Annotated in this window: 10 protein-coding genes; 6 read left to right on the top strand and 4 right to left on the bottom strand. The window is 43.4% G+C overall.

Annotated features, from left to right (window positions below; genetic code table 11):
- Positions 1–305 precede the first annotated feature (305 nt).
- Positions 306–5,549, top strand: a complete 5,244-nt coding sequence (locus tag D8804_RS07335) for an SIALI-17 repeat-containing surface protein (protein WP_125399317.1) — start codon at positions 306–308, stop codon at positions 5,547–5,549.
- Positions 5,550–5,601: 52 nt separating this feature from the next.
- Here the strand turns inward: D8804_RS07335 and mraY are convergent, their stop codons facing one another.
- From mraY to rsmH, 4 genes are read right to left on the bottom strand one after another with little or no spacing between them, the layout of a single operon-like run.
- A complete protein-coding gene (mraY, locus tag D8804_RS07340; protein WP_125399318.1) occupies positions 5,602–6,582 on the bottom strand; it encodes a phospho-N-acetylmuramoyl-pentapeptide-transferase in 981 nt (326 codons plus the stop codon).
- Position 6,583: 1 nt separating this feature from the next.
- Positions 6,584–8,839, bottom strand: a complete 2,256-nt coding sequence (gene pbp2x / locus D8804_RS07345) for a penicillin-binding protein PBP2X (protein WP_125399319.1) — start codon at positions 8,837–8,839, stop codon at positions 6,584–6,586.
- Between the two features lie 3 nt (positions 8,840–8,842).
- Positions 8,843–9,160 (bottom strand): cell division protein FtsL, encoded by a 318-nt coding sequence (ftsL, locus tag D8804_RS07350; protein ID WP_000840795.1) that lies wholly within the window; start codon positions 9,158–9,160, stop codon positions 8,843–8,845.
- A 10-nt stretch (positions 9,161–9,170) separates the two neighbouring features.
- A complete protein-coding gene (gene rsmH / locus D8804_RS07355; protein ID WP_125399320.1) occupies positions 9,171–10,121 on the bottom strand; it encodes a 16S rRNA (cytosine(1402)-N(4))-methyltransferase RsmH in 951 nt (316 codons plus the stop codon).
- A 165-nt stretch (positions 10,122–10,286) separates the two neighbouring features.
- On the opposite strand from rsmH, the gene D8804_RS07360 reads away from it, so the two are divergent.
- From D8804_RS07360 to D8804_RS07380, 5 genes are read left to right on the top strand one after another with little or no spacing between them, the layout of a single operon-like run.
- On the top strand, positions 10,287–10,481 hold the full coding sequence (locus D8804_RS07360; RefSeq protein WP_001082471.1) for a helix-turn-helix transcriptional regulator: 195 nt from the start codon (positions 10,287–10,289) through the stop codon (positions 10,479–10,481).
- Positions 10,482–10,496: 15 nt separating this feature from the next.
- A complete protein-coding gene (locus D8804_RS07365; protein ID WP_125399321.1) occupies positions 10,497–11,039 on the top strand; it encodes a DUF3278 domain-containing protein in 543 nt (180 codons plus the stop codon).
- A gap of 10 nt (positions 11,040–11,049) precedes the next feature.
- On the top strand, positions 11,050–11,391 hold the full coding sequence (locus D8804_RS10290) for a hypothetical protein (RefSeq protein ID WP_125399322.1): 342 nt from the start codon (positions 11,050–11,052) through the stop codon (positions 11,389–11,391).
- 12 nt (positions 11,392–11,403) lie between these two features.
- Positions 11,404–11,982, top strand: coding sequence for a DUF3278 domain-containing protein (locus D8804_RS07375; protein WP_125399323.1), 579 nt, complete (start codon positions 11,404–11,406; stop codon positions 11,980–11,982).
- On the top strand, positions 11,979–12,455 hold the full coding sequence (locus D8804_RS07380) for a glutathione peroxidase (RefSeq protein WP_125399324.1): 477 nt from the start codon (positions 11,979–11,981) through the stop codon (positions 12,453–12,455). Before D8804_RS07375 ends, D8804_RS07380 begins: the two co-directional genes overlap by 4 nt.
- The last annotated feature ends 135 nt before the right edge of the window (positions 12,456–12,590 follow it).

A 12,590-nucleotide genomic window follows, 5' to 3' on the forward strand; every position in this document is an offset into this window, starting at 1 on the left:
TTCTATATTATACCATAAAGTGACTTTCCTGACTAGTTTGTTTTACGCTTTCAGGGAGGGGGTTAAGCTAATTCTAAGTCAGTCTTACAATCAGAATGAACTATAAAATTACGAATAATTCCACCCTTTCCTCTCTTTCTTCTACTTTTTTAAGAAAAAGCAATCTCAAATATGTTTTTCACCAAAAACCTCTTGACAAATGCTAAGCGACCATTAGAATGGGAGGTAAGGAGATAAATAGAAACAAAATAAACGAAACTGCTTCATAAAATGTAAGCGGTTTCGAACAAACAAAGGAGGGTTTTATGAAAAAACACTTTTGGGACAAATCCTGTCGCTATAGCATCCGTAAACTAACGGTTGGGACTGCTTCTGTTTTACTGGGGGCTGTTTTTCTAGTCAACCATACTGTAGCCGCAGACAGTGTTGAGGTCAAACAAACTGAACCGACCTCTGTCGAATCTATCACTAAGCCTGATAGTGAATCCAAAGCTGCTAAAGCGACTGAAACTACAAATCCGTCTCTAGCAGAAAGTCCAGTAGTTTCTGAAAGTAAGCCAGCTAACGAGACTCAGACGACAAATAGTCAAGCTAGTGAAGAAGCCATTGTAGAAGCTAAAGAAAATAAGGAACCTGAAAAAGCAGATCAGCCCGTGACAAAGCAAGAAAACTATCAACTCAACTACGATCATCCAACAGCTCCTTCCTATGATGGATGGGAAAAACAAGCCCTTCCAGTCGGAAATGGCGAGATGGGAGCCAAGGTCTTTGGTCTGATTGGTGAAGAAAGAATCCAGTATAACGAAAAGACTCTCTGGTCTGGTGGTCCCCAGCCCGATAGCAGCGACTATAATGGTGGGAACTACAAGGATCGCTACAAGGTCTTGGCAGAAATTCGTAAGGCTCTTGAAGATGGAGACCGCCAAAAAGCCAAACGCCTAGCTGAAAGAAATCTCGTTGGGCCTAATAATGCCCAATATGGTCGCTACCTAGCCTTTGGTGATATCTTCATGGTCTTTAATAACCAGAAGAAAGGGTTAGATACTGTAACTGATTATCATCGTGGTTTGGATATCACAGAAGCCACTACGACAACTTCTTACACCCAAGATGGGACCACCTTCAAACGCGAAACCTTCTCCAGCTATCCTGATGATGTCACCGTGACCCACTTGACCAAAAAAGGAAACAAGACACTTGACTTTACCCTTTGGAACAGCTTAACAGAGGACTTACTTGCTAATGGTGACTACTCTTGGGAATATTCCAACTATAAGAACGGACATGTTACTACAGATGAAAATGGAATCCTTCTAAAAGGAACTGTCAAAGATAACGGCCTCAAATTTGCATCCTATTTAGGAATTAAAACGGATGGAAAAGTCACTGTTCAGAATGAGACTCTAACCGTCACAGGTGCAAGCTATGCAACCCTCTATCTCAGCGCCAAGACAAACTTTGCTCAAAATCCTAAAACCAACTATCGAAAAGACATCGACCTCGAAAATACGGTTAAAGGGATTGTAAAAGCAGCTAAGGCCAAGGACTACGAGACACTTAAAAAGGACCATATCAAGGATTATCAAAGTCTCTTTAATCGCGTTAAACTAAATCTAGGTGGAAGCAAGACTGCTCAAACGACAAAAGAGGCCCTTCAAAGCTATAACCCTAGCAAAGGGCAAAAACTGGAAGAACTATTCTTCCAATATGGTCGTTATCTACTGATTAGTTCGTCTCGTGATAAGACGGATGCCCTTCCTGCCAACCTACAAGGAGTCTGGAATGCCGTAGACAATCCACCTTGGAACGCTGACTACCACCTCAATGTCAATTTGCAAATGAACTATTGGCCAGCCTACATGAGCAACCTTGCTGAAACTGCCAAGCCAATGATTAATTACATTGACGATATGCGCTATTATGGTCGTATCGCTGCCAAAGAATACGCTGGTATCGAATCCAAAGACGGACAAGAAAATGGTTGGCTGGTTCACACTCAAGCAACACCATTTGGCTGGACAACTCCTGGTTGGAATTACTATTGGGGTTGGTCGCCAGCAGCTAATGCCTGGATGATGCAGAACGTCTATGACTACTATAAATTCACCAAGGATGAAACTTATCTCAAAGAAAAGATTTATCCTATGCTCAAGGAAACCGCTAAGTTCTGGAACTCCTTCTTGCACTATGACCAGGCCAGTGATCGTTGGGTGTCTTCTCCATCCTACTCACCAGAACACGGGACCATCACCATCGGAAATACCTTTGACCAGTCGCTAGTCTGGCAGCTATTCCACGACTACATGGAAGTCGCTAACCATCTGAAAGTCGACCAAGACTTAGTCACAGAGGTCAAGGCTAAATTTGACAAACTAAAACCACTTCATATCAACAATGAGGGCCGCATCAAGGAATGGTACGAAGAAGACAGCCCACAATTCACCAACGAAGGCATTGAAAACAACCACCGCCACGTTTCCCATCTAGTTGGTCTCTTCCCAGGTACGCTCTTTAGCAAGGACCAGGCTGAATACCTAGAGGCTGCGCGTGCTACCCTCAACCACCGTGGAGATGGTGGGACTGGTTGGTCTAAGGCTAATAAAATCAACCTCTGGGCTCGTTTGCTGGACGGTAACCGCGCCCATCGTTTACTCGCCGAACAGCTCAAGTATTCAACCCTAGAAAACCTTTGGGATACCCACGCACCATTCCAAATCGATGGAAACTTTGGAGCAACCAGTGGGATGGCAGAAATGCTCCTCCAATCTCATACTGGCTATATTGCTCCATTGCCAGCCCTTCCAGATGCTTGGAAAGACGGTCAAGTTTCTGGTTTGATTGCCCGAGGAAACTTTGAAGTCAGCATGAAGTGGAAAGATAAGAACTTGCAAAGCTTGTCCTTCCTGTCAAATGTCGGTGGAGACCTGGTTGTAGACTATCCAAATATCGAAGCCAGTCAGATCAAGGTCAATGGCAAACCAGTCAAGGCAACGACTCTTAAAAACAATCGCATCCAACTAGCAACGCAAAAAGGTGACGTCATTACCTTTGAACACTTCCCTGGTCGTGTAACCAGTCTGACAGCAGTTCGACAAAATGGAGTCACTGCCGAACTCACCTTCAATCAGGTAGAAGGCGCTACCCACTATGTCATCCAAAGACAAGTAAAAGATGAATCTGACCAAACCTCTGCAACTAGAGAATTTGTAACCAATCAAACCCACTTTATTGACCGATCGCTGGATCCTCAACTCGCCTACACCTATACCGTCAAGGCGATGCTGGGCGAACTTTCCACACAAGTGTCTGAACAAGCAACTGTAGAAACACCTAGTGAATTGATGGATGACCGAGATGGCCGTATCCAGTACGGAGCTGCCTTTGGAAACTGGGCAGACTCAGAATTATTTGGAGGAACAGAGAAATTTGCTGACCTTTCAAAAGGGGACTACACAGACGAAGACATCACTGCCACCATTCCTTTCACTGGCGTTGGTATCGAAATCTATGGACTAAAATCGTCTGAACTAGGTCTTGCTACTGCTAAAATTGATGGCAAAGAAGTCGGTGAGCTTGATTTTCATACTGCTGGGGCAACTGAAAAAGGAAGTCTCATCGGCCGCTTCACAGGATTATCAGACGGACCTCATACATTGACTCTTAGCGTTAAACGTGAGCACAAAGGACGTGGTAGTGAACGCTCGAAAATTTCATTAGATTACTTCAAGATCCTAGCAGGAACAGGCAACACGATTGAAAAGATGGATGATCGCGACCCTCGCGTCCAGTACGGTTCCCAGTTTAAGGACTGGTCTGACCCTGAACTCTACGGAGGTACGGAAAAATACGCTGACATCAACAACAGCGACTCTAGTGCAGCTTCAGAAGCTCAGGCAACCATTTCCTTTACAGGGACGGGCATTCGTATCTATGGTTTGAAGAGCCTTGCCCTTGGACGAGCACGTGTTACACTAGATGGCAAAGAAATGCCAAGCCTAGATTTCTATACTTCAGGTGCAACTGAAAAGAGAGCCTTTATTGGCGAATTTACAAATCTTACTGACGGTCCGCACACCCTGACATTACAAGTTGACCCAGATTCGCCAGAAGGCCGCAAGAAAATTTCTCTAGACTCCTTTGATATTATCAAAACCCCTGCTGTTGGTATAGATAGTCCAAGTATCGCTCCTCTCAAGGAAAACGACAAAGAAATTTCCTTAAGCCTACCATCTGGAGACTGGGAAGCCATCGCTGTAACCTTCCCAGGTGTCAAAGATCCTCTGGTATTGCGCAAAGTGGACGAAACGCATCTGGTTACAAGTGGGGATCAGACCGTGCTATCAATCCAAGACAAGCAAGTTCAAATCCCAATCCCTGAGGCTACTGATCGACAAACTGGAAAAGCGATTGAAGCTTATGCCATTCAAGGAACTACCACAAGTAGTCCTGTCGTAGCCGTCTTTACTAAAAAAGATGAGAAGAAGGTTGATGAGAAGCAGCCAACTACAAGCAAGGGGGACGAACCAGCTCCTACTGTTGAAATTCCGGAATATACTGATCCTATCGGAACTGCAGGACAAGAAGAGCCACCTACAGTTGAAAAGCCTGAATATACTGATCCTATCGAAACTGCGGGAGAACAAGAAGCTCCTACTGTTGAAATTCCTGAATACACCGAGCCTATCGGAACTGCGGGTCAAGAAGTGCCACCTACAGTTGAAAAGCCTGAATATACTGATTCTATCGGAACGGCGGAGCAAGAGGAGGCCCCTACTGTTGAAAAACCTGAATACACCGAACCTATTGGAACCGCAGGTCAAGAAGATCCGCCTACTGTTGAAAAGCCTGAATACACCCAACCTATCGGGACTGTTGGGCAAGAGGAAGCCCCTACTGTTGAAAAACCTGAGTACACTGGCGCTATCGAAACTAGTGGAGATCAGGCTACTCCAACCCTCACCCGACCTGAGTATCAGTTGCGCACCTTGAAAGATAAAAAGACAGGAGTCGAAATCATCGGTGGAGCTGCTGACTTGGAAGGAATTTCTCACATCTCTAGCCGACGTGTCCTAGCTCAAGAACTCTTTGGCAAGACCTATGATGCTTACGACCTACAACTTAAAAATCCAACAGATCATAGCTTGCAGCCAAAAGGCTCTGTTCTGGTTCGCTTGCCTATTTCAGCTAAAGTAGAAAATGTCTACTACCTCACTCCGACCAAGGAATTGCAAGCCCTTGATTTCGACGTTCGAGATGGAAAGGTAGAATTCATCACTAATCATTTCAGTACCTATGCTGTCATCTATCAAGCTGCTGGAACAAGCTCTAACACTGAGGAAAAACCAAGTGCTTCAGATGTAGAAACCTTAGCACACGGCGCTGAAGACCTTTCAGCCAGTCCTAGCCTTGCTAAAGCTGAAAATCATTCTCCTAAAGAAGAACTTCCAGCAACAGGAGAAGTGTCCAACCCACTCCTCTTCTTAGCAGGCCTCAGCCTAGCCCTCACAGCCACTTTTATGTTAAAAGGAAGAAAGGATGACTCCAACTAACCTTTAAGCACACAAAAACAGGATGAAGATCACCTTCAGCCTGTTTTATTTTTTACAGTAGGTATAAAAAGGCTAGGGTCAAGAGACTTGCTAGAAGTCCAACTCCCCAAAAGAAGAAGTCAACCTTCCACTCGCTCCAAGGATTGCCCTTGCCTGAGAATCCTCCAAGTTCAAAATGGTGGTGGACAGGTGTCATACGGAAAATACGCTTCCCACCACTAAGTTTGAAGTAGGTAACCTGCATCATAACAGAGCTTGTCTCAAAGACATAGATAATCCCAATCAGCAAAAGGGTCCATTCTTGGTGGAGAGCCATAGAGATTGCTGCCAGCATCCCACCTAAAGCCAAACTTCCCACATCACCCATGAAGACCTTGGCAGGCTTATGGTTAAAGACGAAGAAGCCTAGCAAACCACCAATCATAGCAAGAATCACAAGAAGGATATCCTGTTGATTTTGCATATAAGCAATCACACCGTAGGCCGACAAGCTAATCACCACGGAAATACTTGCTAAGCCGTCGATCCCGTCCGTCAGATTCACCGCATTTGAAAAGCCAACTAGCCAGAAAAGGGCAAAGAAAATATAGAAAATTCCCAGATGAACTTGGTAGCCAAAGACTGAAAGCATGTCGCCACCACGCTCATAAAAGAGGTAGAAAATCACTCCTCCAAGCAGCTGGAGAGCAAGTTTTTGCTTAGGATTCAACCCTTCGTTGATTTTACGAAAGACCTTGAGAAAATCATCCAAAAAGCCTACCAAACCATACAAAACCAAGATAAACAAAATCATGCCGACATTGTTGGTCAATTGTTGGGTAAAGAGAGCAACCAGAAAACTCACCACTACTGCAACGATAAGGAAGACAAGACCTCCCATGGTTGGAGTCCCAGCTTTAGCTTGGTGTTGTTTGACATCCTCGTGCATCTGCTGACCCGTAATCTGTGCTTTTCGATAAAATCGGATAAAAGCTGGAATACCTATCAAGGTCAATAGAAAGGCTAGAACTCCAGCACTAATGGAACTAATCATCTTAATCTCCTAAAGTTATTTTCATTTTTTTAATGTCTTTGAGGGCTGTATTGGCACGGACACTTTGTTTTTTGACCGTTTTGCCACTACCTTCCCACTCGACTTCTATATTCAGCCATTTGGCAAATGTTTGCACATTTTCATCTGTCCAGCCATACATATCAGGCATTTCTTCGACCTTATCAGACAAAATCAAGATCTGCTGATTGGCTTCCAAATTATCTCCTTCAGAAACCGAGAGTTCCTTGATCTTGGTTCCTGTTCCGATAACGATTGGTTGGACAAGGTTGCGACGCAATTCTTCTGCTAGGTCACCCGGCGTAAAGTCCTTGGTAGCTGGCATAGCATAGCTTGTCGTCTTGCTGACCTGATCCAAGCTCTTGGCAGTTGACTGAAGATTGAGGGATTCTTTCATAGCAGAAGCTCGCTCAAGGATTGGGTTGGCAAACTCTCCCAGCTGAACACCCGAATAATGCTCTGGCTGTTGCACCGTTACATAGAGGATAAAGTCAGGATTTTCTGCAGGATGCATCGACACAACAGAGAAGATATAGTTGGTTTCACCTGTCAGGTAACCTCCATTTTTCTCATCGGCAATCTGAGCAGTCCCTGATTTCAGGGCGACATTCTGACCTGGAACATTGACAATTGCTTTTCCTGTGCTATGGTTGTACATGGTACCATAGACAGGATCTGTTCCGGCCATGACCATGTGATCCCGAGTAGAGGATGCTGCTGCTTTTGACACAGGATTTCCGACGATTTCCTTTTGAGACTTACGGACAGACTGGTCATTTGGATCATAGAGGGCGCTGATAAATTTCGGCTCCAACATAACCCCATCATTGGCAATAGCTGTAAAGGCACGAAGCATCTGGGTCTGGGTAACAGAGATCCCTTGTCCAAATGAACTCATAGCAATATTGACAATGTTATCCGCAGGTAATTGACCTGTATACTCATCAGAGAGACCGAAACGGGTCGGTACCCCAAACTTAAAGCGGTTAAGATAGTCGAGCCATGTCGCATCGCCCATCTTTTGCTCAAGCAGGGTCATCCCGATATTACTTGAGTGGGCAAAACCTTGGGAGAAGGTCATAGTGCCACCACTGGTCAACCCTTCATTGACGTCCCAGTCACGAATGGTCGCATCAGCTATTTTTAATTCACTACTGTTAAAGTATTCGCCACCGGGGAAGGTATTGTTATCAATAGCTGAGGCCAACATCATCACCTTCATAGTGGATCCTGGCTCATAGTTACTTTGATAGAGAATATCACGCCAGACAAAGTCTTTTGTGATGCCATCCTTGGTATCTGCATTGAAGGTCGGACGTTGGGTCGTAGCCAGGATTTCCCCTGTTTTAGCGCTGACCAAGGTAGCCGTCATATACTTGCCTTTTACCTTTTCCTGGAAGGCATCCATCTGGGTTTCCATAAAGGATTGCAAGGGACTAGAAAGGGTTGTGTACACATCCTTTCCATCTACCGTTTGTTGGGAAGCTTGATCTGTACCCGGAACAATATTTCCCAGACGATCCTTCTCATAGGTGATAATCCCATCTGTACCTGCAAGAATGCTATTTAAAGAACTCTCCAAACCTGATGTCCCAATCAAGCGTTTGGTGCCATCCTCATTTTCATGGAGTTGTGCGAGTCCGATAAAGGAAGAAGCAAACTGTCCATTGGGATAACTACGGTTAGGGCTAGTTGTAAAGTCAACTCCCTCAACGCCAGCAGTTTTGAGGTCATTTTTAATGGCCATCATATTGGCATAGGTGATCCCATTTCCCTTAGTACCAAAAGATACCTGTTTTAGATCTGGCTGAGAAAGTTGTTCTTTGACATAGGACTCCTCCATATCCAGATACTTATGGAAAATTTCAGCCACCTTATTAAATTGAGAATCCTCTACATAGAGAATTTTGCCTGTTGCTGACTTGTAGGTCTTGTCAATAACGGCATAAATATTGTAAGAAGTCGCATCTTCTGCAATAGGTGTTCCATTTCGATCGTAGATGGTTCCCCGTTTTGCAGGAATCGTCTTGGTTGTTTGATGGACCTTATTTGCTTCTTGAACCAAGTCCTTACCAAATTTTTTACCCGTTCCGATAATGACCGCAAAGTTGACCAAAAAGACAGCGAAGAGTATGACAGCCAATAAACTCAGGCTTTTTCCTACTCTTCTGCGGTTTTCTTCTGGAGATTTACGATTACGAACGGCATAACGGATGATTTTTTCTTTCCACTGTTTCATTTCTTACTCCGCTGCTCGGATATTTTCGTTATTCAGCTGCAAATCTTTGGAATTTGCAATCTCTTTCAAACGTTCTGAACGAATCAATTCATTGACCTCTTGCTTGGCATCGTCTAGCTCGGTTTTCTTTTCTTCGATTTGAGCATTAACCTTGGTCAATTCATTCTGAACTTGTAATAGCTTGGTCTGCATAAACACAACGCTAATTGCCAGGATAATCATTGTTGCAGCAATCGAAACATAGAAGGCCTTTTCCACACGTGAAAAACCTTTAAACTTCGTTTGCAATAACTGGCTTGTTTTTTCGATTCTTTCTGCCATGCTTTTCCTCTTACTTGTGAATTTTTCTAGCCACGCGCAACTTGGCCGAATGGGAACGATTGTTGGCTTCTAGCTCTTCGGCACTTGGCAAGATTGGCTTACGGGATACCAATTCCATCTTAGGCTTAAGGTCATCTGGAATGAAGGGCAAGCCTTTGGGAACTTCCACTGTTGAAGCTTCCTTGAATAATTGCTTGGTCAAACGGTCTTCCAGCGAATGGAAGGTAATGACCGAGATTCTACCATCCAGAGCCAGCATGTCCATGGCCTGCTGGATGGATTCATCTGCCGCACCCAGCTCATCATTGACTTCGATTCGGATAGCCTGAAAAATCTGCTTGGCAGGGTGTCCCTTTTTCTTGAGCTCCTTGGCAGGCTTGGCCGACTTGATAATCTCTGCCAACTCTGTCGTTGTCTCAATTGGTTTCACCTCACGCGCTTGCTCAATCTTGCGGGCAATCTGTTTAGAAAACTTATCCTCCCCATACTTGAAAAAGATCCGAACCAAGTCATGATAGTCATAATGATTGACCACCTCATAGGCTGTCAGACTAGCTTCCTGATTCATGCGCATATCCAGTGGCGCATCCTTTTTATAAGAAAAACCACGCTCACGCTGATCCAGCTGAGGACTGGACACTCCCAAGTCATAACAAATTCCATCAATTTCTCGGACACCAGCCTCCTGCAAACGTGCCTGTAAATGACGGAAGTTATCCTTTATAAAAGTCACCATCCCCTTCTCAATGTAGGGTGCCAAGCGTTTTTGCGCATTGTTAATGGCATTCTGGTCCTGGTCAAAGGCATAGAGATGGCCTTTTTCGCTCAATTTACTTAATAAATATTCGCTATGGCCCGCTCCACCCAAAGTCGCATCAACGTAGATACCGTCAGGCTTTACGTCGAGCATATCAATCGTTTCATGGAGTAAGACCGTTACATGATGAAATTCTTTTGTCATATCCTATCTATTTTACCACAAATCCGACTAGCTTGCACTAGTCAGACAAATAGGGCAAAAAAAGTAAGATTTCTTTAAGAAATATGTCAAATATGCTTGACATCTATTTCACAGAAGAATATAATATAGTCAAATATATGCGACACAAATCAGAAAGGAGAACAGATGAATCGTGTGAAAGAATTTCGCAAGGAACTAGGCATTTCTCAGCTCGAGCTAGCCAAGGATATCGGTGTCTCGAGACAGACCATCAATATGATTGAAAACGACAAGTACAATCCAACCCTGGAACTCTGTCTCAATCTCGCCCGCAGCCTCCAAACTGACCTCAATAGTCTCTTTTGGGAGGATAATTTTTAAAAAAGGAGCAAACTCATGAAAAAAGAAACCTTCACTGAAAAACTTATCAAACGCATTTATGGCATTTCAGGACCACTTGATGAACACAAACGACGCGAAGCTGACCGCATCGGAAATAAAATCTTTGTGATTCTCTTTTACCTCATGACTTTAGGTAATCTTATTCCCTTTGTCCTCGCTTATAAATATCCGCAAATTGTCGCTGTCGGCTATCCTCTTGTGGTATTCGGCATTTCGATGATTTCTGCTCTCTATGTGGTCTCCCAAACCAGGAAAACAGGCATCACAGCCATTGATCTAGATATGTTGAGCCAAAAAGAAAGCAAGCAACTACATTTACCTGGTCTGAAAGCAGGTCTGTTCTTTGGCATAGCGATATTTTTTATAATGCCACTCATCGATACTCTAACAAGTGAAAATCCCAATTTCATCAGTTCTCTTCTGAATTCAAAACATATTTTAAAAACTATACTGGGAGCGTTCTTTTTTGGACTGATGATGCAAATTGTTGTCTCTCTTCGCATTCGAAAAGCAAAGAAAGACCAAGAAGACGACTAGGAGGTGTCTTATGAAATCACTAGCGAGACTACTGATCAGTCATGTTTTTATCAGTATCTTTATTACCCTTTTCCTACTTTCTGGACATATTGAGCACCCTTTCTTGATTATCTTTCTTTTATTCCTTCCTGTATTGAACAAGGGACAGAGATTCCAGAAAATCCAATCAAAAAAAATACGTCTTCTAAACGCATCTCTCTGTTTTATCCTCGTATCCTTTCCACAACTTTTAACAAATACTATGGATTGGAGATATCTGGTATTTCTAATAATCTGTATCATTTTTAGTTTGGTTTACTTCTATACTCTCTATCAACTCTTTAAAGAAGTCAATCAAAAATCGCTCATTTAGGAGAACACTCCCATGAAAAAAGAAGATTTCACCACTCGCTTACTCAAACTATTCTTTCACATACAAGGCCCCTTTGATGAATGCCGCCAAGAGATAATCTACAGAGCTTGTGCCCGAGCCTTGATTCAAATCGTTTACTCTTCCCTCCTACTCTTCTTGTTCTATCTCCTATTTGGACGCTTCATAGAGTTGGTTCGAGATGCCATGCCCTACCTCTATTTTGGACTTATCTTCGTCCTCTCATCTAGGGCGAGACTAGCAATTCGCGACTTACATTTAGACAAGGATGACCAGTCCGAAATCCATCACAAAAGCTACAGCAAAAGCCAGATCAAAGTTCGTAGTTGGGGTGTATTCGTCAGTATTCCAATTGGCTTGTTTGTCTTATCTGCCTTTCACAAACTCTTTGTTCAGCATCTTCCCCTCGATACCTTTTGGGACAATCTCTCCCAGTTCGATAAAATACTCCCTTTACTAGTCTTGGGTTTGGGAATTGGTGCCATCTTTGGAACCATGACCTACGCCTTTTTATCGGAACACGAGGTAAAACACTCTGAACCAGTAACGCATAAGGAAAATATAGAAAAATGACCAGCATATATGATTTTTCCGTTTTGAACCAAAACGACCAAGCAACTCCACTGGAGAGTTATCGTGGTAAAGTTCTCTTGATTGTCAACACTGCTACTGGATGTGGTTTAACGCCCCAGTATCAGGGACTTCAAGAACTCTATGAACGCTATCAAGAGCAGGGTTTTGAAATCTTGGATTTCCCTTGCAATCAATTTATGGGACAAGCACCCGGCAGCGCAGGGGAAATCAATAGCTTCTGCAGCCTACACTATCAGACTACTTTCCCTCGATTTGCCAAGGTCAAGGTCAACGGCAAGGAAGCAGATCCTCTCTATGTTTGGTTGAAAGACCAAAAAGCTGGTCCGCTAGGAAAACGAATCGAATGGAATTTTGCTAAGTTTCTCATTGGCCGAGATGGGCAAGTCCTTGAGCGCTTCTCTTCCAAAACAGACCCCAAAACCATCCAAGAGTTTCTCCAAAAAATACTCTAATTTCTTTTTAAAACGTATCCTTTCATTTAGTTTGAGCCTTGAAAGGATGCGTTTTTTCTTTAAAAAGTAACTTATTTTCTTTAATTTATATTTATTTTTTTCTTTTTTGCTATTGCAATTCTTTTATTAATTTAG

The sequence above is a fragment of the Streptococcus oralis genome (assembly GCF_003944215.1).
GTDB classification, from domain to species: Bacteria; Bacillota; Bacilli; order Lactobacillales; family Streptococcaceae; genus Streptococcus; species Streptococcus oralis_BI.

Excerpts from the sequence above, each read along its gene's own strand:
- D8804_RS07335 (WP_125399317.1), top strand. The coding sequence starts at position 306 with ATGAAAAAACACTTTTGGGACAAATCCTGTCGCTATAGCATCCGTAAA.
- mraY (WP_125399318.1), bottom strand. The coding sequence starts at position 6,582 with ATGATTAGTTCCATTAGTGCTGGAGTTCTAGCCTTTCTATTGACCTTG.
- pbp2x (WP_125399319.1), bottom strand. The coding sequence starts at position 8,839 with ATGAAACAGTGGAAAGAAAAAATCATCCGTTATGCCGTTCGTAATCGT.
- ftsL (WP_000840795.1), bottom strand. The coding sequence starts at position 9,160 with ATGGCAGAAAGAATCGAAAAAACAAGCCAGTTATTGCAAACGAAGTTT.
- rsmH (WP_125399320.1), bottom strand. The coding sequence starts at position 10,121 with ATGACAAAAGAATTTCATCATGTAACGGTCTTACTCCATGAAACGATT.
- D8804_RS07360 (WP_001082471.1), top strand. The coding sequence starts at position 10,287 with ATGAATCGTGTGAAAGAATTTCGCAAGGAACTAGGCATTTCTCAGCTC.
- D8804_RS07365 (WP_125399321.1), top strand. The coding sequence starts at position 10,497 with ATGAAAAAAGAAACCTTCACTGAAAAACTTATCAAACGCATTTATGGC.
- D8804_RS10290 (WP_125399322.1), top strand. The coding sequence starts at position 11,050 with ATGAAATCACTAGCGAGACTACTGATCAGTCATGTTTTTATCAGTATC.
- D8804_RS07375 (WP_125399323.1), top strand. The coding sequence starts at position 11,404 with ATGAAAAAAGAAGATTTCACCACTCGCTTACTCAAACTATTCTTTCAC.
- D8804_RS07380 (WP_125399324.1), top strand. The coding sequence starts at position 11,979 with ATGACCAGCATATATGATTTTTCCGTTTTGAACCAAAACGACCAAGCA.